The sequence below is a fragment of the Paenibacillus sp. Y5S-9 genome, from assembly GCF_036894235.1.
Lineage (GTDB): Bacteria > Bacillota > Bacilli > Paenibacillales > Paenibacillaceae > Paenibacillus.
Map to the genome: position 1 here is coordinate 4,755,668 of NZ_CP145887.1, position 26,289 is coordinate 4,781,956.

At 46.8% G+C, this 26,289-nt stretch carries 22 protein-coding genes and 1 other annotated feature; of the genes, 2 read left to right on the plus strand and 20 right to left on the minus strand.

Going from position 1 to position 26,289, the window contains the following annotated elements; translation table 11 throughout:
* Positions 1–87 precede the first annotated feature (87 nt).
* The 5 genes from carB to pyrR form a co-directional block, all read right to left on the minus strand.
* A complete protein-coding gene (gene carB / locus V6669_RS21035; RefSeq protein WP_124116035.1) occupies positions 88–3,306 on the minus strand; it encodes a carbamoyl-phosphate synthase large subunit in 3,219 nt (1,072 codons plus the stop codon).
* A 1-nt stretch (position 3,307) separates the two neighbouring features.
* Complete coding sequence (gene carA / locus V6669_RS21040; protein ID WP_062835434.1) at positions 3,308–4,450, minus strand: glutamine-hydrolyzing carbamoyl-phosphate synthase small subunit; 1,143 nt, start codon at positions 4,448–4,450, stop codon at positions 3,308–3,310.
* 442 nt (positions 4,451–4,892) lie between these two features.
* A complete protein-coding gene (locus V6669_RS21045) occupies positions 4,893–6,197 on the minus strand; it encodes a dihydroorotase (protein WP_074095838.1) in 1,305 nt (434 codons plus the stop codon).
* A gap of 126 nt (positions 6,198–6,323) precedes the next feature.
* Positions 6,324–7,238: an aspartate carbamoyltransferase catalytic subunit gene (locus V6669_RS21050; protein WP_338587946.1), complete on the minus strand. Its 915-nt coding sequence runs from the start codon at positions 7,236–7,238 to the stop codon at positions 6,324–6,326.
* Positions 7,235–7,798 carry a bifunctional pyr operon transcriptional regulator/uracil phosphoribosyltransferase PyrR gene (gene pyrR, locus V6669_RS21055; protein ID WP_017687330.1) on the minus strand — a complete coding sequence of 188 codons (564 nt, stop codon included), beginning with the start codon at positions 7,796–7,798 and terminating at the stop codon, positions 7,235–7,237. Before pyrR ends, V6669_RS21050 begins: the two co-directional genes overlap by 4 nt.
* Before the next feature lie 709 nt (positions 7,799–8,507).
* Here pyrR and V6669_RS21060 point away from each other — a divergent pair.
* A complete protein-coding gene (locus V6669_RS21060; RefSeq protein ID WP_338587947.1) occupies positions 8,508–11,183 on the plus strand; it encodes a YhgE/Pip domain-containing protein in 2,676 nt (891 codons plus the stop codon).
* Positions 11,184–11,274: 91 nt separating this feature from the next.
* Here V6669_RS21060 and V6669_RS21065 read toward each other — a convergent pair whose 3' ends face one another.
* The 8 genes from V6669_RS21065 to lspA all read right to left on the minus strand — a co-directional run bounded on the left by V6669_RS21065 (position 11,275) and on the right by lspA (position 17,820).
* Positions 11,275–12,579 (minus strand): DUF6080 domain-containing protein, encoded by a 1,305-nt coding sequence (locus V6669_RS21065; protein WP_338587948.1) that lies wholly within the window; start codon positions 12,577–12,579, stop codon positions 11,275–11,277.
* A 59-nt stretch (positions 12,580–12,638) separates the two neighbouring features.
* Positions 12,639–12,959 (minus strand): EamA family transporter, encoded by a 321-nt coding sequence (locus V6669_RS21070; RefSeq protein ID WP_338587949.1) that lies wholly within the window; start codon positions 12,957–12,959, stop codon positions 12,639–12,641.
* Positions 12,946–13,275, minus strand: coding sequence for an EamA family transporter (locus V6669_RS21075; RefSeq protein WP_017687326.1), 330 nt, complete (start codon positions 13,273–13,275; stop codon positions 12,946–12,948). Before V6669_RS21075 ends, V6669_RS21070 begins: the two co-directional genes overlap by 14 nt.
* Positions 13,263–13,895, minus strand: a complete 633-nt coding sequence (locus tag V6669_RS21080) for an HAD-IB family hydrolase (RefSeq protein ID WP_338587950.1) — start codon at positions 13,893–13,895, stop codon at positions 13,263–13,265. Before V6669_RS21080 ends, V6669_RS21075 begins: the two co-directional genes overlap by 13 nt.
* An 18-nt stretch (positions 13,896–13,913) precedes the next feature.
* A complete protein-coding gene (locus V6669_RS21085) occupies positions 13,914–14,804 on the minus strand; it encodes a decaprenyl-phosphate phosphoribosyltransferase (RefSeq protein WP_074096975.1) in 891 nt (296 codons plus the stop codon).
* Between the two features lie 202 nt (positions 14,805–15,006).
* Positions 15,007–16,260 carry an LL-diaminopimelate aminotransferase gene (locus tag V6669_RS21090; protein WP_036674844.1) on the minus strand — a complete coding sequence of 418 codons (1,254 nt, stop codon included), beginning with the start codon at positions 16,258–16,260 and terminating at the stop codon, positions 15,007–15,009.
* 110 nt (positions 16,261–16,370) lie between these two features.
* The gene (locus V6669_RS21095; RefSeq protein WP_047843741.1) at positions 16,371–17,342 is read right to left on the minus strand and encodes an RluA family pseudouridine synthase; all 972 of its coding nucleotides are present in this window, start codon (positions 17,340–17,342) and stop codon (positions 16,371–16,373) included.
* Positions 17,326–17,820: a signal peptidase II gene (gene lspA, locus V6669_RS21100; RefSeq protein ID WP_091028497.1), complete on the minus strand. Its 495-nt coding sequence runs from the start codon at positions 17,818–17,820 to the stop codon at positions 17,326–17,328. The genes V6669_RS21095 and lspA overlap by 17 nt, the downstream gene beginning before the upstream one ends.
* Before the next feature lie 220 nt (positions 17,821–18,040).
* On the opposite strand from lspA, the gene V6669_RS21105 reads away from it, so the two are divergent.
* Positions 18,041–18,778: a TraR/DksA C4-type zinc finger protein gene (locus tag V6669_RS21105; RefSeq protein WP_338587951.1), complete on the plus strand. Its 738-nt coding sequence runs from the start codon at positions 18,041–18,043 to the stop codon at positions 18,776–18,778.
* 40 nt (positions 18,779–18,818) lie between these two features.
* Here V6669_RS21105 and V6669_RS21110 read toward each other — a convergent pair whose 3' ends face one another.
* The 7 genes from V6669_RS21110 to V6669_RS21140 all read right to left on the minus strand — a co-directional run bounded on the left by V6669_RS21110 (position 18,819) and on the right by V6669_RS21140 (position 26,289).
* Entirely contained in the window at positions 18,819–19,178 is a 360-nt protein-coding gene (locus tag V6669_RS21110; RefSeq protein WP_017687319.1) for a DUF5665 domain-containing protein, read from the minus strand.
* A 165-nt stretch (positions 19,179–19,343) separates the two neighbouring features.
* Positions 19,344–22,442: an isoleucine--tRNA ligase gene (gene ileS, locus V6669_RS21115; RefSeq protein ID WP_338587952.1), complete on the minus strand. Its 3,099-nt coding sequence runs from the start codon at positions 22,440–22,442 to the stop codon at positions 19,344–19,346.
* Between the two features lie 513 nt (positions 22,443–22,955).
* Positions 22,956–23,248: a binding site (T-box leader), on the minus strand.
* Between the two features lie 57 nt (positions 23,249–23,305).
* The gene (locus V6669_RS21120; protein ID WP_062835445.1) at positions 23,306–23,815 is read right to left on the minus strand and encodes a DivIVA domain-containing protein; all 510 of its coding nucleotides are present in this window, start codon (positions 23,813–23,815) and stop codon (positions 23,306–23,308) included.
* A 239-nt stretch (positions 23,816–24,054) separates the two neighbouring features.
* Positions 24,055–24,837: a YlmH/Sll1252 family protein gene (locus tag V6669_RS21125; protein WP_091014083.1), complete on the minus strand. Its 783-nt coding sequence runs from the start codon at positions 24,835–24,837 to the stop codon at positions 24,055–24,057.
* Positions 24,838–24,852: 15 nt separating this feature from the next.
* A complete protein-coding gene (locus tag V6669_RS21130; RefSeq protein ID WP_091034807.1) occupies positions 24,853–25,113 on the minus strand; it encodes a YggT family protein in 261 nt (86 codons plus the stop codon).
* Positions 25,114–25,129: 16 nt separating this feature from the next.
* Entirely contained in the window at positions 25,130–25,597 is a 468-nt protein-coding gene (locus tag V6669_RS21135; protein WP_036614853.1) for a cell division protein SepF, read from the minus strand.
* Positions 25,588–26,289, minus strand: a complete 702-nt coding sequence (locus tag V6669_RS21140) for a YggS family pyridoxal phosphate-dependent enzyme (protein ID WP_036614854.1) — start codon at positions 26,287–26,289, stop codon at positions 25,588–25,590. Before V6669_RS21140 ends, V6669_RS21135 begins: the two co-directional genes overlap by 10 nt.

The window sequence follows — 26,289 nt, forward strand, 5'->3', positions numbered from 1 at the left end:
CCACTTGCTCATTTTTTCCGTTTTTGCCCGATATAAAGGACATCCCGCCAGCCCGCAGGCTGACTGATGTCCTTCATCAGAGAGTTATTATTTTACAAAGACAGGCATTGCTTCCGAAGAGAAGTTGATTGTTTGCAGCATGATCAGCAGCGCACGAATCGTATCCAATGAAGTCATACATACAATGCCGTTCTCTACCGCTTCACGACGGATACGGAATCCATCACGCTGCGGTGTTTTGCCTTTGGTGAGTGTGTTGAAGACAAAGTTTGCTTCGCCGCTACGGATCATATCCAGAATGTTCGGCGAACCTTCACTTAATTTGTTCACAGTCGTTACCGGAATGTTCGCAGCTTCAAGCGCAGCTGCTGTTCCGCCGGTAGCCATGATTTTGTAACCCAGTCTGTAGAAACCTTCGAGCAAAGGAACCGCTTCGTCTTTGTCTTTGTCTGCTACAGTCACAACAATTGCTCCGGTTGCCGGAATTTTCATTCCTGCGCCGATAAGACCTTTGAACAATGCTTTAGCGTAATTCGGGTCACGACCCATAACCTCACCTGTAGACTTCATCTCAGGTCCGAGGGTTGGTTCTACACGACGCAGCTTCGCGAAGGAGAAGACCGGAACTTTAACAGATACATGATCCGATTCAGGCCACAGCCCATCAACATAACCAAGATCTTTTAGTTTCACACCCAGAATGGCTTGTGTTGCCAAGTTTGCCATCGGAATGTTGGTTACTTTGCTCAGGAATGGTACGGTACGGGATGAACGCGGGTTCACCTCGATAATGTACACTTGGCCATCATGGATAACAAACTGGATGTTGACCAAACCTACCGTTTTCAGTTCTTTCGCAATTTTGATTGTAATCTCTACAATTTTCTCTTTCAAATCCTGGGACAGATGTTGAGGAGGATATACCGCGATGGAGTCACCAGAGTGAACCCCTGCACGCTCGATATGTTCCATGATTCCCGGAATCAATACCGTTTCACCATCACAGATGGCGTCAACCTCAACTTCTTTACCCATCATGTAACGGTCGATCAGGACCGGATGCTCCGGATTGATTTTAACCGCCTGTTCCATGTATGTCAGCAATTCAGCATCGGAGTATACAATCTCCATCGCACGACCGCCGAGTACATAGGAAGGACGAACCAGTACCGGGTAGCCCAGACTTTGAGCTGTTTCTACCGCATCATCAACGGAAATGACTGTTTTACCTTTTGGCTGTGCAATCTCCAGACGGGAGAGCAGACGTTCGAACTTCTTGCGGTCCTCCGCCTCATCGATGCTTTCCAGATCCGTTCCGAGAATGGTTACACCTGCATTACGCAGTGGTGCTGCCAGGTTGATGGCCGTTTGACCACCGAACTGTACGATAACCCCTACTGGTTTCTCCTGTTCAATTACGTTCATGACATCTTCGAAGAAGAGCGGTTCAAAGTACAGGCGATCTGATGTATTAAAGTCCGTAGACACCGTCTCCGGGTTATTGTTGATAATGACTGCTTCATATCCTGCTTTTTGCAATGCCCATACTGCGTGAACAGTAGAGTAGTCGAACTCGATCCCTTGACCGATTCGGATTGGTCCTGAACCCAGCACCACAACTTTTTGTTTGTCTGAAGGGATCACTTCATTCTCTGTCTCGTAAGTTGAGTAGTAATATGGCGTTGTTGCTTCGAACTCAGCTGCACATGTATCTACCATTTTGTACACTGGGCGCAGGTTCTCTGCCTCCCGACGAGTTCTAACTTCCGCTTCAGTTGTTAATGTGCCTCCAGGTTGACCTTGCGCACGCAGTTCAGCAATGGCACGGTCTGTGAATCCAAGGCGTTTCGCTTGATACAGAATGTCAGAAGACAACTCGGATTCTTCGCGAATGCGATCTTCGAATGCGATCAGACCTTCGATTTTGTCCAGGAACCACCAGTCAATCTTGGTCAGATCCTGTAGCTGTTGCAACGTATAACCTCTGCGGAATGCTTCGGCAATCAGGAAGATACGCTCATCATCTGCTTTGATCAGACGCTCGTTCAGGGTAGCTTCGTCCAGCGTTTCGGCATCCTTCAGGTAGAGGCGATGTACGCCAATTTCCAGGGAACGAACTGCTTTGTGAATCGACTCTTCGAATGTCCGGCCAATAGCCATTACTTCGCCTGTTGCTTTCATCTGAGTTCCCAGTTTACGGTTCGCCGAGATGAACTTGTCGAACGGCCAGCGTGGGATTTTGCTCACGATATAATCCAGCGTAGGCTCGAAACAAGCGTACGTTTGGCCTGTTACCGGGTTCACGATTTCATCCAACGTGTAACCCATCGCGATTTTGGCAGCCATTTTGGCAATCGGATAACCCGTTGCTTTGGAAGCCAGAGCTGATGAACGGCTTACCCGTGGATTTACTTCGATAACATAGTATTGGAAGCTGTGTGGGTCCAGTGCAAACTGTACGTTACATCCACCCTCGATGTTCAGGGCACGGATGATTTTCAGGGAAGCTGAACGCAGCATTTGATATTCACGGTCCGACAGAGTTTGGCTTGGTGCTACAACGATACTGTCGCCTGTATGAACCCCTACCGGGTCGAAGTTTTCCATGTTGCAGACAACGATACAGTTATCGTTTTTGTCCCGCATAACCTCATACTCGACTTCTTTCATGCCTGCAATGCTCTTCTCGACCAGACATTGCCCAATCGGGCTGTAACGAATTCCCGCTACCACCGTCTCGCGCAGCTCTTCTTCGTTCGCACAGATTCCGCCGCCTGTTCCGCCCAGCGTATAGGCTGGACGCACGATGATTGGATAACCAATCTCATTTGCAAATTCAAGTGATTCTTCAAGTGTCGTTACGATCACACTCTCAGGTACAGGCTGTTCCAGTTCACGCATCAAGTCACGGAACAGATCACGATCTTCCGCTTTCTCGATGGAAGTCAGTTGTGTTCCGAGCAATTTCACATTTTCACGTTCCAGCACGCCTGCACGTGCCAGTTCTACCGCCATGTTCAGACCTGTCTGACCACCCAGTGTTGGCAGCAAGCCGTCTGGACGCTCCTGACGAATGATTTGGGTTACAAAATCCAGTGTAATTGGCTCAATGTAGACTTTGTCAGCCATGTTTGTATCCGTCATAATGGTCGCCGGGTTGCTGTTGATAAGTACAACTTCCACGCCTTCTTCTTTCAGAGCCTGGCAAGCTTGTGTACCGGCATAGTCAAACTCGGCCGCTTGACCGATGACGATTGGACCGGAACCAATCACCAGGATTTTTTTGAGATCTTTGTTAATCGGCATGTTATTGTGCTCCTTTCACTGCGGCTGCCAATACGGCTTGACGCGGCTTTTGCGGGTTAGTGATCTTGTGCTCGCGAATCATCTCGATGAAGCGGTCGAACAGATAGCTGTTGTCGTAAGGACCCGGGGCTGCTTCAGGGTGATATTGAACCGAGAATGCCGGGAAGGATTTATGTTTCAGACCTTCAATGGTCTTATCGTTATTGTTGATATGTGTAACTTCCAGGTCTGTACTCTTCACAGACTCTTCGTTTACGGTAAATCCATGGTTCTGGGATGTGATGAAGCAACGTCCGCTCTCCAGTTCTTTCACCGGGTGGTTTCCTCCGCGATGTCCGAACTTAAGTTTTTCGGTGTCTGCTCCTGCCGCAAGTGCGAACAACTGGTGACCCAGGCAGATACCGAAGATCGGGTATTCGCCAAGCAGTTCACTGATCATCTTAACTGCGTGAGGTACGTCTTTCGGGTCCCCAGGGCCGTTGGACAGTTGAATGCCGTCCGGGTTCAGGCGACGAATCTCGTCTGCTGTTACATCGTGTGGAACAACAACAACGTCACAGTTACGTTTACTGAGTTCGCGCAGGATTCCTGTTTTAGCACCGTAATCCACAAGCACAATACGCTCAGCCGTTCCCGGGCTGTTGTAGACATGCTCCGTAGAAGTCATTGGCACCTGGTTACGCAGCTCGGCGATGGTTGTGTCTCCCATCATCTCCAGCAGTTCTTCCACAGGCTTCGATCCTGTTGTGAGAATTCCCTTCATTGTGCCGTGGTGACGAATCCGGCGAGTCAACATGCGTGTATCAATTTCGCTGATTCCTACGATGCCGTATTCTTTGAGCAGATTGTCTACGCTGTATTCCGCACGCCAGTTGCTTGGCGTTGGCTCATGACGACGCACAACGAAACCGTGCACGTATGGACGAATCGACTCAAAGTCATCACGCGTAATACCGTAGTTTCCGATCAGCGGATACGTCATGGTTACGATTTGACCGCAATAGGAAGGATCCGAAAGCACCTCTTGATAGCCTGTAATTCCCGTATTAAAAACGACCTCACCTGTAGTTTCACCTTCAGCACCAAATGCTTTCCCGGTGAACAGTGTGCCGTCTTCCAACAATAATCTTGCCTGTGCCTGCATCCCATTTCACTCCTCTGTGTTTATCAACGTTGAATGGCATTTGGGTTGAACATGGGGGACGTTACGATTGTGCGGCTCCGTGGGCAGAAAACCCTTTGATCGCTGTTATCCCCGGATTACTTTTTATCATTTTTCAAATGATGTAATCCGGCGATAAAGGCGAACGCTTTGCTTCTTCGGGTTCTTTCTGCCCACTCCGCAGTTACGTTAGTGTCCAAGTTCAAAATCATGACATTCAACTTTGCTTGTTTCGTATGTCAGACTCTCGGCATGATTTGCCTCGAGTTAGTTGAAAAGATGTTACTGGTGTAAAAGTTGTAGATTAAGTTTTAGAGTTAGAGTTAAAAAGATTTGTTGTTTTTAAAAGTTAAGAATTACTGTTACTGATTTAAAGAGTTAAAAATATAGAGTTACTAATTTATTAATTTACTAAATTACCGTTTTACTGTTGTACCGTGTTATGCCACACGCTTTTGCCATCCACCCAAGTTTGTACGGCCCAGCCTTTCAGCTTCCAGCCTGTGAATGGTGTGTTTCTTCCTTTGGTTGCAAACGTTGCAGGATCAACTGCTTTTTCCTCGTTCAGGTCAATCATCGTGATATCCGCTGGTGCTCCCTCTTCAAGCTTGCCAGTATCCAGTCGGAATACACGTGCCGGATCAGCTGTCATGCGTTTCACCAGGAAGTCCAAGCTCCACAGTCCTGTTTCCACAAACTTGGTGTATAGCAGCGGGAAGGCTGTTTCGAATCCTACGATTCCGAAAGGTGCCAGCTCCATGCCTTTGGCTTTCTCTTCTTCACTGTGTGGCGCGTGATCAGTTACGATCATATCCAGCGTGCCGTCCAGCAAACCTTCGATACACGCCTGCACATCGCGTGGTGAGCGTAGCGGCGGGTTCATTTTCCAGTTGGCATCCATGCCCGGGATATCTTCATCCGACAACACCAGATGGTGTGGACATACCTCAGCAGTTACTTTAATGCCGATGGACTTCGCCAGACGAATCAGGCGAACCGATTGCTCTGTACTTACGTGGCAGACGTGGTAATGAACTCCCGTTGCTTCTGCGAGCAGAATATCACGGCCTACGTGGATAGCCTCGGATTCATTAGGAATGCCTTTGATGCCATGACGTTTCGAAAACTCGCCTTCCGTCACATATCCACCTACAACCAGTGAGTCATCTTCACAGTGAGCGATCACTGGCATATCCATGCTTGCTGCGAGGCTCATGGCATCTTTCATCATTTGAGCGTTTTGTACGCCTACACCGTCATCTGTGAATCCAATAGCGCCTGCTTCTTTTAATGCGGCAAAATCGGTAAGTTCACGACCCAGTTCGTTTTTTGTAATGGCTGCATAAGGCAACACTTTAACAAGATCAGCTTCTTTGGCTTTATCCAATACCAGTTTCACAACTTCCGCTGTATCTGTAACTGGTCTCGTGTTTGGCATGCAAGCGATTGTCGTAAAACCACCTTGTGCTGCTGAACGGGCACCTGTCTCGATTGTCTCTTTGTGTTCGAATCCAGGTTCACGCAGATGCACGTGCATATCGATCAATCCCGGAATGACCAGTTTGCCTGATGCGTCTGTCACACTTTGCGCTGACTTTTCGGCATCCAGAACGGCTTGGTCTTCCAGACCAGCGATCTTTTTAATTTTACCTTCATCTATAATGATGGTTTTCCGTTCAAGTTCCCCTTTTTGGTTCAAGACGTTCGCGTTTTTTATAATCTGTAGCATAATTGCCCTCCGCTTCGGTTCTGTCCGGCTTACCAGGCAAGCCGGATGATTTTCTTTATCGTGTACTCTCTTATTGCTCTATAAGAACTACCGTACCGTCAGCCTATGACCCACAGCCAGACCCTGTTACAGTTTCATCGCACGTTCCATAACCGCCATGCGGATTGGAACACCGTTTGCCATCTGCGGGAAGATCCGTGATGCTTCACTTTCCACAACCGCGTCATCTACCTCGACGTTGCGATTCACTGGAGCAGGGTGCATGATAATGGTGCTTGGTTTTAGGCGTGATGCCCGTTCTTCCGTCAATCCGTAGTGTTCGCGATAATCCTCAGCTGAAGTAATTAAGCCATGTTGATGACGTTCCAGTTGAACACGGAGCATCATGACTACATCTGCATCCAGCGCTTCTTCAAGACCGACATAAGGAGCATGCTCTGCGAGTTCCGGTGCCTGCATCGTTTGCGGTGCACAGAAGCGTACATCTGCACCAAACTTTTGCAGTGCCCATAGGTTGGAGCGAGCTACACGGCTATGCAGGATGTCGCCAATGATGGAAACACGCAAACCTTTCAGTTCGCCAAATGCTTTCCGCATCGTGTAGAGGTCCAGCAACGCCTGTGTGGGATGCTCATTGTTGCCGTCTCCGGCGTTTACGAGCGGGACACTCACTTTCTGAGCCAGTTGTTGCAGAACGCCTGCCGGTTTCAACCGGATCACGCCTGCATCAATGCCCATCGACTCAAGTGTTCGTACCGTATCGTAGATGGACTCTCCTTTTTCCACACTGGATGCGGCTGCCGTAAAGTTCAGCACTTGTGCGCCCAGGCGTTTCTCTGCCATTTCGAAGGAGAAACGGGTACGTGTGCTGTTCTCGAAGAACATGTTTGCAACGAAGCGTGATTCCAGTACAGGAACCAGTTTCTCTTTCTGCGCTTCCCAATGAGCCGCTCTGTTCAGAATGGATTCGATTTCTCCTTGACTAAGTTCCTTCAGTCCAAGCAAGCTCCGGTCTCTCAATGCTGTCTGCGTAATCATCATGCTTGCTCCCCCCGGTTCTGAGTGATTTTGACTTCATCCTGTCCGTCCGTTTCCATGAGTGCAACTTCGATCTCCTCTGATTTGGAAGTCGGCACATTCTTGCCGATAAAATCAGGTCGAATTGGAAGTTCCCGGTGTCCGCGGTCTGCGAGTACAGCCAGCTGAATGTTCTGTGGTCTTCCACAGTCCATCAGGGCATCCATCGCTGCGCGAATCGTCCGTCCGGTATAGAGCACATCATCGAACAAAATCACTTTTTTGTTATGGATCGAAAGTGATTCAGGTGTCATAATCAACATTTCCTTGCGATTCGCTTTATTTTCGTCCAAGCGGTCATCGCGGTAAGGAGTCACATCCAGTTCTCCCCAGGGGACTTTGGCGCCTTCGATTTCTTCAATCTTTGCGGCAATCCGTTCTGCGAGGTAAACCCCGCGTGTACGGATACCGACCAGCACACAATCGTCTATTCCTTTGTTTTTCTCCAATATCTCATGGGCAATCCGTGTTAATGCGCGGCGGATCGCCGTCTCATCCATAATGACATGTGTCTCTGTGCTCATGCGTTCAGCCTCCTCAGGATTTCCCTTCAGCATCATGGCCCCGTGACGAGGAGAAAAAAAAAGACTCCTTGCCGTGTTTATTGGCAAGGAGTCTCCGAACTTCAGACCGCTCTGAAGAAAGTTTACTCTCGGGGATGCATCGCTTCATTTGCCGCAGCAAAAAAACGATGTATCGTTCACGTTACCTTGCCAGTCTCACGGGACTGATTTAAAGGTGCTATTCATGTGGTTCATATTGCAGGACCTCACAGGGTTCTGTATTCAATATGTCCGTTTGTCTTCATGAATTATGACAGAAAGACAACCCCCTGTCAACACCTCACCATCGCAGGTGAAAACCCTCTGCTACGTTCTTCTTAGAATCAGCAGTTAGGCTGAAAAACATCCATGCACAATACATCTCATTGGTTACTCATAATTATACAACATTTCTGCATATTTATCCATAGGCAAATGAGAAATTTGATATAACCAAAATAAACCTTTGAAGATGCTTATGTAGAGACAAAACACTTCTTTTTAGAAGAAACGGTGAGTTTCATTTACGCAATATATGAAAGTTCTGCATTAGGTCCAATTGAAATGGGTACAGTTTATAAACATGAACCCATTCATAGATGCTGCAATAATGCCGATATACATAAGATTCACAAATATGCGTCATAGAAATCAGATACGCCCTACATTTATGTACATTTAGGAGGAAATCATGCGTCACATTTGGCACGTTTACAAAACAGACTGGTTACATATTCTGAAGATTCCCACAGGTATATTTTTAATTGTGGCTATTATTTTACTGCCCGGGGTGTATGACTGGGTCAACGTGAAGTCCGTCTGGGACCCGTACAGTAACACCCAGGGGATCAAAATTGCAGTGACAACCGAGGACAAGGGTGCAACTGTTGAAGGAACCAATGTTAATATCGGAGACGAACTGGTATCCAGCCTCAAACACAATGAAAAGCTGGGCTGGACTTTTGTAGATCGGACCGAGGCTAGTCGGGGTGTACAAACAGGGGATTATTATGCAAGCCTGCTCATTCCGGGAGACTTTTCATCCAAAATTTCAAGTATCGTTGACGGAAAGCTGGAGCGCCCAGAGGTGATCTATACCGTTAATGAGAAGGTAAATGCCATTGCCCCTAAAATCACAGGCTCTGGTGTATCTGCCATAACAACACAAATCAATGAAAACTTCACTGAAGCCGTCAGTGAGGCCGTTCTAACCAAGTTGAAGGAAGCCGGGGTTGAAATTAACGCCCAGCTTCCAACTTTGCGCAAGATGGAGAATGGCATTTTCACACTGGAGAAAAATCTCCCGGCCATTCAAGCTGCTGGTCATAAGGTACTGGAAGTGGAAAAAGCCATGCCTGAGATTGTAAAAGATGCTCAAAAGATCGTTGAAATCGAAAAAAAACTGCCTGAAATCAATGAAGCGGCACAGTATGTGCTCAAGGTGCAGGAGTATTGGCCACAAATTAATGATGCGGCTTCCGAAGTGCTAGCTATTCAAGGGCGGATACCGGATATACAAAAAGCAGTAGAACACATTCGAGAAGTCGATGAAAACTTTGGTCAGGTATCCGGTGTCATCCAAACAGCCCTGGATAAAACCAACAAAGCTCTGTCTATCGTCACGGCCGCAGAACAAGATTTGGACAAAGTATCACAAATCGCTGGCAACGGGATTGAGCTGGCCCAAGGCTTGAATCAATTTGTAAATTCTAGTGAAGAAGCGTTTCAGGCTATTGGCCCAACGATCCGCCAAAATCTGCTGCTTGTGCAGCAGATTACTAACGCTGCTGGAGACGTATTTGCACAATTGCAAAATTCGGATCTTGATAACTTGCCCACAGCAGAAGACCTCAACCGGATTGCTACACGTTTGGGGATTGCGGTAAAACTCGTCGACAGTATGGCAGAACTCTTGGGTAAAATAGACAACTTGCTTCCAAGCCATCCACTTGCTGATAAAATTAAGCAGCTGAACTCCGTTTCAGATAAACTTCAGTTGCAAATCCGTCTGGCTGGGATCATCAGTGATGCCATGCGTCGTAATACAACACTGCCCGCAGATGTCATCGCTCAGTTAAATACGCTCTCCAAGGACATTAGCAGCGGCATTGGCAATTTCTTGAACACTTACGAAAGTGATATATCGCCGGCTCTATCGGCCGGAGCGGATAAATTAAGATCCATGCTCTCCACTTCAGCAAGTACACTACAAGGAGCAAAAGATCGAATTCCGGATATTGCGGACATTCTTGCATCTGCCAAAGAAGGAATTACGTTTGGGCAGACCGAGTTGACAAAAATCCAGAGCGACCTGCCTCAAATACAATCTAAGATCCATGAGATATCAGAGACACTCGCGAACAAAAGTGAAGGTTTTATCCAAGCTTTGAACACCGTGTCTTCATTAATTCGAAATGATCTGCCCAAGCTGGGAACCAAACTGAACGAAGCGGCTGATTTTGTTCGTAATGATCTGCCTAATGCCGAGAAACAGATAGGCAAGGCATCCGATTTTGTTCAGAACCAGCTTCCGGAGGTCGAAAAAGGAGTACATCGTGTTGCCACGCTTGTACGTGATGATCTGCCAGCATTGGAAAGTGCCATCAGCAAGGCTGCAGACAAACTTAGGGAAGTCGAAGGTAATAACCAGTTTGCCGAGCTTGCCAAGCTTCTGCGCGGCGATATCGAAGAAGAGAGTGCTTTCCTTGCAAGCCCGGTTAAAATCAAGGAACAACAGCTTTACCCGATTCCGAATTATGGATCGGCCATGTCACCATTTTATGGCGTGCTGTCCTTGTGGGTTGGCTCAACACTGCTGATTTCTCTGCTTCGTGCCGAAGCTGAGAATCCAGAGGGCAAGTTCCGAGGATACGAGTTATATCTTGGACGTCTCGCTACTTTTCTGACCATTGGATTACTTCAGGCGATATGCGTCACCTTGGGAGATATCTTAATCCTTGGTACCTATGTCGCAGATAAACTGTGGTTTGTCCTTTTTGCCATGCTGGTGAGTGCCGTATTTGTCACCATAACGTACACCCTGCTGTCCGTTTTTGGGAATATCGGAAAAGGGATCGCCATCATCTTCATGGTGTTCCAGTTCTCCAGCTCCGGCGGTACGTTCCCAATCAGCATGACATCACCCTTTTTCCAGGCATTGAATCCATTCATGCCCTTCACGTATGCAATCAGTCTGCTGCGTGAGTCGGTCGGCGGTATATTGTGGTCTACTGCCATCAAGGATATTCTGTGGTTGTGTATGTTCATCGCGCTGAGTCTCATTGTTGCTCTCGCTTTGAAACGTCCACTCAGCAGTCTCACCAAACGTTCAGCCGAGAATGCCAAGAAGACCAAAATTATTGCTTAACTCATTTACTGGACACTAAATAAGATAAGACCATTGGACTTCCCATCCAATGGCCTTATCTTATTTCATTATATGAATCGATACATCTTGATTAATTCACTGAGCGTTCCTGTTCCAACTGATTATAGGATTGTTTGATTGTTGTTAATGTTTCTACATGGCGATAGATGTTGTTACTTGCCGTAACGATAACACATAACATGATCAAGCCTATAACCACTTTTTTCCCCAATCCCGGACGAAGGCTGATGACAAAACCTCCACCCAACAGGAAGAACGCAAACAGATAGTGCCCCGCATACAGGTACATATCATATTGAAATACAGCCAATCCAAAGCCCACGACTACATGAAGCAAAAAGGCAAATAGAATATATGGCACAAGGGTCCATACTTCACGTTCACGAATGCCCTTAATGAAGCCCATGAGTGCCAAAAGTAAAATAAAGATACCTGTAATCTGCACATAGATTGGATTGGAACGGGATAGATCCGTAACAAAGGCTGCCATGCCCGGGTCCAGTAAATGCATCTTCGGTGTCAGCATCGGATTGATGGTTAACATGGTTAATGCTTTCCAGTGAACAGCGAACTGGAATGGTGTTGCATAGCTGGTTCCACCATTTTGAATGCCCAATAGCCAGTTACTAACCCAGCTGCGACCTCCAAATGCAACATATTGAACGCCTGTTAATACGATAATCATCAGAACCGCTAGGGCCATGATGCCAATGTATTTTTTCAAATTTGCCTTATTGCGCCATGCATGCATATTAAAGAATGTGGCAGCAGCAAACGGTACGATGTTGGTCGAGGTTAGTCCGAAGTTAATGGACGCAATCAATGCATTAGGTACATAACGTACGTCCTGACGCTCACGAGTATACTGCATGTAAACCACTGAGAGCAGAATAACGAACTGTACATAAGGATACGAATCCGGGATCAACGCGGTATACATCAGGTAGGAACTTAAACCAAACAACAAAGCGAACAACAGCGGTGTGATGGTCGGCTTGTCTTCTTTTTGACTCAGGAACAGATACGCCAGCACCACCGAACCCGCATTCACCAGTGATTGCAGGACCAAGAAGAACCAGTTGCCTCCCAGCAACTTCGCTACAGCCGCAAGGGTTACTGCGAGAAAGGAGATCAGCGGATGGATAACAGAAGAACTGTTGTCCCCATAATACATGGAAGGATCAAAGTTGAATAAATTGATTGGAAACAGCGTTGTATTAAATGGGGTATACTTCCCAAGCATCTCTGCATTATTTTCAATGTACAGAATATACGAGCCGTTCATTAAACCATAGAACAAAGCAAATCCTGCAAACAGGTAAAAGGCTGTCCAGTTGGTTCTGCGATTATAAAATAAGTAGTCCAAAAATTTCATGCTTTCATTTCACATCCAATAAATTTTATAGTGCTCGTGTAAATAATCTTTAGTTTAAATTAGAACACCAGTAACACTAGGCCACCCATAATACATGCCACACCGATCCAACGTAAAGGGCCCACCGTCTCTTTGAATACCAACATCGCAATGATAAGGGTCCAGACATACGTTAACGCGTTCGCAGGCAGGACGACGGTCAAGGGAAGAAACTTCAGCAATACAATATTCAGTAACGCACCCGTTCCGTAGAATCCAAGTCCCATGAGTACATGCAGACGATTGCGACTAGATGCATAAGCTTTCAGTCCGGCTCCGCCCAGTGCACCACACAACGTCATGACAATTAATACGGCAACCATCCAGCTATCGATCAACACTGGTTAATGTCACCCCGATTCCAAGCAACACAACTGCCGCCAGCTTCTGCACCGTAATTTCTTCCCCAAGCAAAAAATATCCATAGATTAAGGCAAACACGTAACTGGCACACATCAACGGATAAGCAACAGAGAGTTTTTCCAGAGCAAAAGCTTTAATCATCAAAATCGCTCCAAGTCCATAACACAAAAAACCAACACCAAGGTAGATCCACTCGGTTAGTCCCCATTTCCAGAACAATTGACCCGTTGCTGTCAGAAAAGCGGAAACGAGCATCAACCATTTACCGGTATGACGCGATTTTATTTCCCCCACGTTAATGCCTCCATGTCCGGAACACGCTTGTTAATAAAGTATCGTTGACTTACAAGCTGCATGACTGGAAGGTCGGATAAGGAGTCCGAGTAGGAACATGACTGTTCATAATCAATGACCATATTCTTCTCACTCAGATAAGCCTGAATTCGGCGTACCTTCTCTTCCCCTTTGCAATTGCTGCCATCAACTCTGCATGTGTAACCATTCTCATGACGGACAAGTTCAGTTCCAATTACATGATCCACCCAGGGAAAATTATTAAAGTATTTCATATAGGCATGCGGAGATGCAGTTACCAGCAAGACATGATAACCTGCTTCTTTGCGGTGTTGCATCTCTACACTGGCCTCGGCAAAAATGGACGTACGCAAACGAGTATCAAAGAAATGTTCGAGATCTTTTTCAGACATACGCTCAATTTCTTGAAAGTAGGATCGTTTGACTTGTTCAACCGTCATGAAGCCTGCCTTGAATAACACGGTATGTAATGCGATGACAGGTAATCTCCATACCTGCCACGGGTAACGGCAAACACCGTAATGCACAAATTGAAACATGGAATCACTGCGTATGATCGTTTTATCAATATCAAAAATGGCGACTTTCGTGCTCTTCACCCTGATCCCCCTCAGCCTTTATTCAAAGATTGCAAAGATTGTAACAACACTTATCACATACAACATAACCGTAATTAATATGGGCTTGTCCTCAAACAGCACCCGATCGGGCGAACCTCCCTGGTTCTTCATATGGATCAGATACAGATAACGGAACATGCCGTAAATAACCAATGGAATCGTCCACATGAGATGGATGGTACGATCTGAAGTGAATGTGAACAGGGAATAACTGATAATCGTAGCTGTCGTCACAATCGTATTGAATTGATCCAATAATGTAATGGAGTAGTTATCCAAAACCTTACGGTGTGAGCCTGTATTTCCCTCAAGCAACGTAAGTTCATTTCTGCGTTTGCCAATGGCCAGAAATAACGACAACAGCATTGTACAGATCAAAAACCACGGTGTGAACGGCACATGGATCAGCACACCACCTGCAATAGCACGAAGTACAAAGCCGGCTGCAATGGTCATCATATCCAGGATAACGAGATGTTTCAGCACAAATGAATACGAGACATTTAATAAGAAATAGACGATACATAACACCCCAAATAGAGGGTTCATCATGAAGGCCGTTCCTACGGAAAGGATTAATAGAATAATGCCAAACAACAACGCATGACTCGGATTCACCTGCCCAGAAGCCATAGGACGATACTTTTTCACCGGATGCTGTCGATCCCTGTCCCGGTCTACAAAGTCATTCAAAATATAAACACAGCCTGCAACAAGGCTAAATAGAATAAAACCAAGCAACGTCGCAAGAATGGTTTCCGTCCGAATCTCCTCAAAAGAGAATAGTAACGCAGCAAATAACAGCAGATTTTTGGTCCACTGTTTGGGTCTTAACAATCTGATTAATCCTGACACTGTACTGCCTGTTCCTGTAGCCGGTGAGGACACCGTACTTGTTCGTGATGATAACAATTGTAATAACTCCCTTCAAAAACAACTTCTGTATATAACAAATAACGTAAAGATCTAATCATATGTTGCTTGTATAATTTTGTAAAGGGAGTAAATGAAAAAAATCTAATATGGGCATAAAAAAAGAGACCGTTTCCGGTCTCTTCGTTAGTACAAGTTTAATCTATGTGTACAACAATTAAAATTCGAATTGCACGTCGCTCAGACGACGTTTGATCTCAGCAATAACACGTTTCTCTTCCTCTTCACCCTTCGCTTCAAAGGTTACGGAGAAACGAACAAAGTTACCAGCATCATCCCAAGGTACGGATGAGATCAATTTCTCACGGATCAGGAATTGGGAGAAATCTTCGCCAGATTCGAAACGACGTCCACCAACCACACCTTTTGGTGCTTCAACATACAGGAAGAAGGAACCTTTAGGTTTTTCAGCCTGGAAGCCCAGTTCGTTCAATGCGGCAACGAGCATGTCGTGACGACGGGAATATTTCTCTGCAATTTTTTCCGTAATTTCAGGGTGATTCAATCCGTAAGCAGCAGCCTTTTGAATCGCGATGAACTGACCGGAGTCATTGTTGTCCTTCACGTCACTGAATGCTTTGACTACAAGCGGGTTACCCGCTACAAATCCGATTCTCCAACCCGTCATGTTGTAGGACTTGGATAGAGAGTGCAGCTCTACGCCAACATCCTTCGCACCAGGTACCGACAGGAAGCTGAACGGTTTTTTGCCATCATACGTCAATGCTGCATATGGAGCATCATGTACAACCACAACATTGTATTTCTTAGCCCATTCCACAACTTCAGTGAAGAACTCCACCGTCGCGCTTGCGCCTGTTGGGTTGTTCGGATAGTTCAGGTAGAGCAACTTCGCACGTTTTGCGATGTCTTCCGGGATAGCCGTCAGATCAGGCAAGAAGTTGTTCTCTTTCGTCAACTGGATGTTGAACACTTCTCCACCCAGATACTTCGTATGTGTACCCATAACCGGGTAACCTGGAACGGTCATGATCGTCACATCACCCGGATTGATGAAGCATGAAGGCATCATCGCCAAAGCCGGTTTGGAACCAATGGAGTGTACGATCTCAGTATCTGCATCGATACCTTCTACGTTGAATACGTTTTTCAGGTAAGAAGCAGCAGCAGCCTTGAATTCAGGAATACCATTATCGGCATAACCACGGTTCTCAGGTCTGGAAGCTTCTTCTGCAAGTGCAGCTACAATGCCTGCATCCGCCATTTCGTCCGGTTCACCTACACCAAGGTCGATCAGTTCCACATCGGGAAAATCTTTTTTGGCCGAAGCTTTGGCACGTTTGATTTTCTCGAATTTATAAATGTTCGTGTCTTTACCATAGTTGGAGCCACCGATACGGTCGGCAAAATTAGTCTGAATGTAAGTTTCTTGATATTTATCGATACTCATAACGTTGTTCATCTCCTCATTTGACGCAAATTTCTACACTTTAATATGAAGCATTTGCGTGATCAAAGCCATGGACAAAGTATCCGAACATTTGTACTTTCTTGGAACTGTTAACGACTGCGCAGCGAGGCAAGCACGTCTTCCATATCTTGCGGAATCGGAGCTGAAAATTCAAGGTATTCTCCCGTTGTTGGATGCACAAATCCAAGAATAGCCGCATGAAGAGCCTGTCCTTGCATTTTGATGCCTTTATTCCGTCCATAAGTTGGATCTCCTACAAGCGGGTGACCAATAAATTTCATGTGAACCCGAATCTGGTGAGTACGTCCTGTCTCCAGTTTCAATTCCAGCAAGGTGTAATCATTAATTCGCTCTGTAACGGTAAAATGCGTAACGGCATGTTTACTGTTACGTTCTGTGACCGTATACATTTTGCGGTCATTGGTATCGCGTCCAATCGGTGCATCAATGGTGCCTTGATCATGATTAAGATGACCATGAACGAGCGCAATATACCGTCTGTTCACCGTATGTTCCTTCAACTGAGCAGCCAGTGATGCATGAGCACGATCGTTCTTGGCAGCCATGATCAGACCGGATGTATCCTTATCGATACGATGCACAATACCAGGACGTAACTCCCCATTAATACCCGAGAGGTCTTTGCAGTGATGCATAAGTGCATTAACGAGCGTACCCGACGTATGTCCTGGTGCCGGATGCACCACAAGACCACGCTGTTTGTTAATCACGATCAGGTCGCTGTCTTCATATACCACTTCCAGCGGAATATCTTCGGCAACGATCTCAACGGCAGCCGGTTCAGGAATCTGTAGTTCAACAAGATCACCTTCGGATAACTTGGCATTGGCTTTGACAACAGCACCATTTACCGTAACCATCCCGTCTCCGATCCACAATTGAACCTGGGAGCGAGATACGTTATCCACAGCTTCCGTAATATATTTGTCAATTCGTTCTTTTTTATGTTCAGCGGCAACGGTCCATTCCATACGTTCATTGCCATTCATTAGTTCTTCGTCGTTAATCTGTTCCTTATTCGGATTACTCATGATGTTCATTCCCTTCAATCTTCGCGGCTGCTTTTTCGCGCCGTCCTTCAAGCAACGTCTCCACAATGATCAACGCTACACCGATGCAGATTGCTGAATCAGCGATGTTGAAAATGGGGAACGTGTAACTTCCGAAATTAAGTTGTACAAAATCTACAACTTCTCCGGTTAATGCCCGGTCAAGGAAGTTGCCAATTGCTCCACCAAGCACCAAACTAAGCGCCACAGGCAGCAATTTGTGCGGGGTATCTTTTACCTTTTGCAAATACCAAATCAAGGCAACGACCACAATCAACGTAACCACGATAAAGAACCAACGCTGGTCTTGCAAAATGCCAAATGCTGCTCCTGAGTTACGATGTGATGTGATGACAAAGAAATTGCCGATGACCGGAATTTCTTCTCTGAGTTCCATCCGGGTTGCAATCAGATACTTGGTTCCCTGATCCAATAAAAATACGATAAAAGCGAGGATATAATACACCACGTTTGTTTGTCACTCCGTTCTTGTCTTTTCCAAACGATACCAGGCTTACGCCAGACTTGTTTATTGTAGCACAGCTGTTTGGAAATCGTCCACGACGCCTACATCGCAATGTTGATGGCAAAAACGATAACATTTCCCTTCTGTAATCTTGCCCTCAATGGCACATCCTACATTAGAGTCAAAATCCGGATTCCAGCATGAACGCAGAAAGGGGAAAATCATGTCACATTTTACTAACGAACAACTGCAATTTTTACGTTCCCAACTGATGTCCGATAAGCGTGATATTGAACATAGACTGTCGGAAAACGAACATTATGGCCTTGGAGACTCCCTTAAACTACAGACAGGTGAACTATCACCGATTGATAACCATCCTGGGGACTTAGCCACGGAGGTGTATGAACGCGAGAAAGATATTTCCCTGCTTGAACATGATGAATTCCAATTGGAACGAATCGATTCTGCACTGCACTCCATCGAAGAAGGACATTACGGTACATGTGCGGTCTGCCAGCAACCCATCCCTTATGAACGCATGGAAGCTGTTCCCTACACCAAATACTGCAAAAAACATCAACCGGAAACCGTTGTCTCTGAGAACCGTCCTGTAGAGGAAGAATTCCTCGCCCCGGCATTTGGTCGAACCAGTCTGGACGAGCGTGATGATCAAAATGGCTTCGATGGTGAAGACACCTGGCAGATTGTTGAAAGCTGGGGCACATCGAACTCACCAGCCATGGCTGAAGGACGTGATATCGACAGCTATGATGTTATGGCGATTGAAGCCACCGATGAAGTGGAAGGCTGCGTTGAAGCGTACGAAAGCTTTGTTGCCACGGACATCTATGGTCATGACGTCTCCATCGTGCGTAATCGACAATATCGCCAGTACCTGGAGAACCGTGAAGGCGATGGTCTGTTAGAACCGGATATGGAGACGGATGACATGTACTAAATGCACTTTGATATCTTCACCTTTAATCGCTGCTGATCGCTTAGTATGTGTTCATATCAAGCTGGCGCTGGACAATGCGCACAATATCAGCGATGTAATCTCCAACAATGGGAAGATTGAGCGCCCCAAGTAGCTGCAAAACGTAAATAATCGTTGCTGCAAAAAAGGTAAACCCAATCGCAATCCCCACACCTCGTGCGGCTCCAGACAACAGGTTAAGTCCAATCAATTTCCATGGCCTGTTCAGCAATTCTGTGTATTGCGCAATTCGTGAACGCTCCAGTTCATTCGCCAGACGGTTCGTCAGGGTATGTAACTCTTCAATTTTGTCATGCGAATTTAGATTATCTGATGTTGATTGTTGTGAAGTGGATGCGGTTTGCTTGTCATGTTCGCTCATGTTTTGGTCAGTTCCTTTGATCAATATAGATTGACTGCACTATAGAATCATTGCCTTATTGCCTAAAAAACAAACGAGCCCAGAACCAGGGAATATGTCCCTGCCTCTGCGGCTCGTTGGTTTATACTCTATATTCTATCCCTGTTGAATGAGACATGCTCCGAATTACGCTTCGATGTAAATACCGATCGATTTGCCTCCGGCTTCAACGCGTTCCATGGACTCATTCGAGCCAAATGTAACTTCAGTTACGAGAACATTTTCACGCAACACATCGTCAAACGCCTGAATAGCTTCCTGAAGGGATGCATCCACATCCAGTGTCAAACGTACTCTTTTCTCAATTGGCAGGTCCAGTCGTTTCCGGGTATCCTGCACAGCACGAACCACTTCACGGACCCAACCTTCCTGTTCCAAGGCTGGCGTGATTTCGGTATTGAGCGCAACCGTCAGACCGTAACCTGATGCTGAAGCAAAGCCTGATTTGGCCTGTTTATCAACCAATAATTCTTCGCTCGTCACTTGCAGCTCTTCGCCTTCCGGAGAAACGATGTTCAGCACACCCTCCGAAACCACTTTACGCGTCTCATCGGCCGTCATTCCCTTGAAGAAGTTTTGCAGGAATCCTACGTTTTTACCGTATTTCTTACCTGCAACTTTCAGGTTCAGCTTCAATGTAAAGTCAACGAATTCAGCATCATTATGCTCCGTACGGATTCCTTTTACATTGATCTCTTCCTTGATGATCTCTTCATAACTTGCCAGGTCAAACCCTTTATCCAGAGAAACGATCAATTCGGACAGCGGCTGACGTGTCTTGATGCCTGTTTCGTTACGAACGTTACGGGCAAGTTCAACCACGCGGCGAGCCGTCTCCATATCCTGTTCCAGTCCTGCATCAATCAGCGCTTCATTCGCTACCGGATAGTCTTCCATGTGCACACTCTCACCTGTTGCAAGGTTCAGATAAATATCTTCTGCAAGCATCGGTGTAAACGGAGCAACCAGTTTCGCGGTAGTCACCAATACCTCAGTCAATGTACGGTAAGCGTCCAGTTTATCCTCTGTCAGGCCACTTCCCCAGAACCGGTCACGGGAACGACGGATATACCAGTTACTCAGCTCATCAACAAATGCTTCAATCGCTTTGGAAGAGTTTAGATAGTCGTTAACCAACAGCGCTTTTTCTACAACCAGGATCAAGCTGTTCAACCTCGACAGAATCCAGCGATCCAGCTTGTGGGCGGACAGTTGGAACGGGTGCTCCTGTGGATCAAATCCATCAATGGTCGCATAAAGCGTCAGGAATGCATGGGTGTTAACCAGCGTATCCACCATTTTGGATTTGGCTTCGCCTACGATACCTTTGGAGAAACGTTTGCTATTCCACGGTGCACTGTCAGACAACAAAGCCCAGCGGAATGCATCTGTACCGTATTCTTCAATCACTTCCCAAGGATCGATAACGTTACCTTTGGATTTGGACATCTTCTGTCCGTTCTCATCAAGAACGTGTCCTGTAGCCATAACCGCTTTGTAAGGCGCTTTGCCTGTCAAAAGGGTAGAAACCGCCAGCAAGCTGTAGAACCAGCCACGTGTCTGGTCAATTCCCTCACAGATCATATCAGCAGGATACTGCTGTTCGAATACTTCTTTATTTTCAAATGGATAGTGTTGCTGGGCAAACGGCATGGAGCCGCTGTCGAACCAGACATCGATCACTTCCGGTGTACGTTTCATTTCATATTTGCCACAAGAGCTCATGACTTTAACGTCATCCACATATGGTTTATGCAATTCAAGATTCTCAGGCACATCACCTACCGCACGAGCACGCAATTCTGCAATGCTGTGTGGAGCAAATTGTTCGCCAGTCTCCTCGCACACCCAGATGTTCAGCGGAGTTCCCCAATAACGATCACGGCTGATGTTCCAATCCACCAGATCCTCGAGGAATTTCCCGAAGCGACCTTCACGAACGTGACCCGGGTACCAATCCACTTCACTGTTGTTGGCAATCAATTGGTCCTTGATGGCTGTTGTTTGAATAAACCAGCTGTCCATTGCATAGTACAGAAGCGGTGTATCACAACGCCAGCAGAACGGATAGCTGTGCTCATATTTTTCTTTGCTGAACAAACGTCCATTTTCAGACAGATATCGCACGATATCAATATCACAATCCTTCACAAAACGTCCGGCAAAGTCAGTAACCTCAGCGACAAATTTACCTTCCAGGTCCACCATGTTCACAAAGCTGATCCCATTCTCACGGCATACACGGTAGTCATCTTCACCATGGGCAGGAGCCATGTGTACGATACCCGTACCACTTGCATCCGTTACAAAGCCTGCACCCAGAATGATGTTGGCCTTCTCAGCCTGTACGTAGTTGAACGGAGGATCATACGTTTTGCCAACCAGGTCAGCACCTTTCAGTGCACCAATGATTTCATACTCACCCTTGGTATCTTTCATGACTTTCTCAACCAAATTGGTTGCCATGATGTACACTTCATCACCTTGACTAACTCGGGAGTAGTCCATATCCGGATTCACGGCAAGTGCGACGTGTGAAGGCAGTGTCCAAGGTGTTGTCGTCCAAGCGAGTACAAATTCTCCGCTGTCATTCAGTTTGAATTTCGCTGTAGCACTCAGATCTTTGACGTCTTTGTACCCTTGTGCAACTTCATGGGAACTCAGTGTTGTCTGACAAGATGGACAATACGGGCTCACACGGTGACCACGATACAACAGGCCTTTCTCATGGATCGTCGCCAGGATGTTCCATACGCTCTCGATGTAGTTGTTATCAAGGGTGATATATGGATTATCCATATCCGTCCAATATCCGATACCTTCCGTCAGGTCACGCCATTGTTGCTCGTACTCGAATACGCTCGCTTTACATTCGTTAATGAATTTCTCCACGCCGTAATCTTCGATTTCCCACTTGTGGGAGATGCCAAGCTTCTTCTGTACACCCAGTTCTACAGGCAGACCGTGTGTATCCCAGCCCGCTTTACGAACGACACGGTAACCTTTCATCGTGTTATACCGTCCAACGAAATCCTTGATTACGCGTCCCAGTACGTGGCCGATATGCGGTTTACCGTTTGCTGTAGGCGGCCCTTCATAAAATACGAAGTTAGGCTTGCCCTCCCGGTTTTCGATGGATCTTTTGAATGTATTCTCCGTTTTCCATTTATCTAACACGCGTAATTCTCTGGCACGTGCCTTCTCTTTGACGTCAACTCGTTGCATGATGATTATCTTCCCTTTCTTTGGTTGGATTGTGGACCGTCCACAAAAAGCGTTTCAATCCCCCTAAATCCCCCTTGCCAAGGGGGACCCCATAGGCGCTCCGCCCTCTGGACACCCGGGATGGGTTGTCGGTGGGGGATCGGTTGCGCTTATGGACGAGGGGTGGATGTGCGTAGTGGCGGCCATTTTGCGGCTGTTCCCTACGTGAACGCCGCATGGCCTTACCGCGAGGCGGGTGTTGCCGGGGGCTTCGCTCCCCCGGCGGTTGGCTCTCTCCTTGAGGTCCCTTCGGGCCTCATGGACGTTTGCCTTGGCCAAACCCGTGTGCCGGGCGCTTCGCTCTCCCCGGCGGGTGGCTCTCTCCTTGAGGTCCCCTCGGGCCTCATGGGCGTTCGCCTTAGCGAACCCTGATTGCCGGGTGCTTCGCTTTCCCGGCGGGCGGCTCTCTCCCTGAGGTCCCTTCGGGCCTCATGGGCGTTCGCCTTTTTTGGACACAAAAAAGCCCCGTCCCTGGAAAGGGACGAGGCTATACTCGCGTTACCACCCTAATTCTGTTCATCACAAACCACATCCAGGCAAGCCTGGGTATGCTCTGTCATCAACAGCGCTTATGCCCCGCTATACTACCGCAGGGTGCCGTTATAACGTACGGCTTACGGTTCGGCTTACACACGGCGATCAAGATCACCGCTTCAGCGTCACTTCTCCGGGGAGATATTCGGCTATAACTCATCCATTGGTTTGCACCAACCACCAACTCTCTGAGGGATGAGATCATAACGTACTGAACCCGTCATGGAATCACTATTCATTATGAATATAGTTATAGCCTCTTTGCAGACAAAAGTCAACCAGGCGACAGACTAATAAATTTCTTTCATCTCCCGCTCACGGTCACGCACTTCCTGCTCCCGGCTCTCCAGCACTTCCCAACCATCCTGAGTCAACAGTTCAAGCTGCGCTTCAACAAGCGTGCGGAAACGGGCACGATAAATCGATGCCTGCTTTTTCAGTTCTTCCACTTCCAAAGCAATTTTACGTGATTTGCCCAGCGATTCGTTCACGATCCGGTCTGCATTTTTCTCTGCTTCCTTCACGATCAACTGCGCTTCTTTCTTCGCATTGTTCTTCACATCATCAGCAGCTTCCTGCGCAATGATGATCGTTTTGCTAAGCGTCTCTTCAATCGTGGCAAAATGATCCAGCTTTTCCTGAACGGACAGCAACTGATTGCTCAGCTCTTTGTTCTCGCGAATGACGCCTTCGTAATCTTTGATGACTTGATCCAGGAATTCATTGACTTCATCCTCGTCATACCCGCGCAAACGTCGGGAAAATTCCTTGTTGTGTATGTCCAGCGGCGTTAATGGCATGCTGTCCACCTCCTGTTAAAGTTCCTTCCCGTGCAGAGAAGGTTGCAGCATATGGGTACCACCCAAGGGGCCGTATCGTTGATGCCTAACCTTGGCAACGTATACGGAATGCAGGATCAGAATTAAATCCTCCAACGTTCATATAAAGCTTTGACTTAATGTATATCGGATACACCGCGTATTTTCTACACCTTTATGATAAACATTTCGACAAGAAAGCGGATTTTCCTGCAACAGACTCAGGCAAATTTGCCGATTTTCACTCGGCAACGCCCTTTTTTGGTCATCCCATCCTGTTCCATAACCTTGAAACGGCCAAATCCCTGAATGGATACGACATCACCCGCTTTTAGCGATTTGGAGGGATCTTCCTCAACTTTCCAGTTCACACGGCAACGACCAGCTTTGATCGGCACCAGCACTTTACTACGACTAAGCCGATACACATCTGCGCAGATTCCATCCAAACGAAGCGAAGCAACCGTAATGTCCATCGTCTCCAGTTTACTCTCTGACCATCGCATCTGATCCAAAGGAAGTAACTCTGTGAACACATGTAACCGATGCACCTGATTCAGTTGAAGCGATAAAAAAGCGCCGGTTTCCGCCGCCACCACTGTATGGCAACCGTCCTCCAGCACTTGGATATCCCCGATCTTTCCACGTTTCATCCCAAGCCCGAGCAGGGAACCCATATAGTCCCCATGCTCCAGCTCCGAGATTTTCTGATCATCAGACGTAATACTGAGCACCTGCATACCCATATCCTCATCATCCAGATACATATAATCAGGTGCAACCAACGCACGCTTGCGTTCAGCAGCCTCGTAACCACCATCCAGACGAATCTGAACGTCGTTACGGCGATTGGCAAGAGTCTGTAATATAAAAACCTGTCTTGGATCAAGGAAGTCAGTTAGCTTCATGTCATGATACTTACCTGCCCGCTCAACCCAATCCGAAGCCTTATCTACGAAATCCCGCTCATCATGGCTAAAATGTTCGTAAATTTCACCGCTCATCTATGTCACCCTACCCTAATATACAAAATATCGAAGTATGGAGATCAGCCCATTAAGCGCGAGTTGCAGAACGATCAGCGCCACAATCGGGGAAATATCCAGCACACCGAACAAAGGGGGGATAAATCGACGGAATGGTCTTAGATATGGTTCCACTAATTTGCCCAGCCATTCACCGATGAAGCTTTCCCGCGCATTGGGAAGCCAAGACATCAATATGTAGACAATGACCATGTAAAAGTAAATCTGGTATAACGTGTACAACACGCTTTCAATCTGATACAAAAGTGGCTCACCTCATTCTGTTATAATCTTGCTCGCTGTCAGCCAGTATTTCCGTAATTGAGCCCTGAATTTCAACCGTATCTGGCGTACAGAGAAAAATGTTTCCGCCGATTTTGGAAATACCGCCACCCAATGCATATACCGTGCCACTCAAAAAATCAATAACACGCAGCGCTTGGTCCTGGCGAATTCGTTGCAAGTTCACCACAACGGTACGATGCGAACGCAGATGGTCGGCAATTTCCTGAGCCTCGTCATAAGAACGTGGTTCATACAGGACAACTTTAACATTTTTCTGGGAATGAATGCTCACCACATTATTCCCCCTTTGGTTTCTACGTTTATCGAGACTGGAGGTTTCAGCTTCCTGATGTTCAGCCTCATTTTCCTCCTGCGCAGCCATTCGTTCACGTTCCACAATCTCTTCCTCTTCCTGAAGTCCGAGGAAATTCATAAATTTATTCATTACGCCCATCGTGAACCCTCCTCTTTTCCTACGAGAATCGATCCTAGCCGTACCCAGGTTGCACCTTCTTCAATGGCCACTTCAAAATCATTGGACATCCCCATCGACAGCTCAGTCAATGGCTCTGCTGTAAGGGCTTGTCCATTCAATTGATCTCTCAGCTCACGCAATCCACGAAATACGGGCCGCGTCAGCTCCGGATCTTCCTCATGAGGTGCCATGGTCATCAGGCCAACGACCTTGAGATTGTTGAACGAACGAATATCACGCAAAAAAGAACTTGCCTGTTCAGGCTGTAATCCATACTTGCTCTCTTCACCCGAAATATTCACCTGCAAAAACGTTTCCACTTGGATGCCAAGTGAAGCTGCTTTTTTATCCAGCTCCTTCGCCAATGACAAACGATCCAGTGAATGTATGTAACGAAACTTGCCAATCACGTCTTTCACCTTGTTTGTCTGCAAATGACCGATAAAATGCCAGGTACCCTGCTGACCAAAAGCTTCCCATTTGGCCTGTGCATCCTGCCACCGGTTTTCTCCAATATGCTCAAGACCATGATCCAGCACCGATCCCGTTGTTTCAAGTGAGACATATTTCGTGACCGCAATCACATTCACATCATCACGATGACGGTTACTGCGCCGACATGCATCCTCGATCTTCTGATTTACCTGTTGTATACGCTCCTCCAATGACAC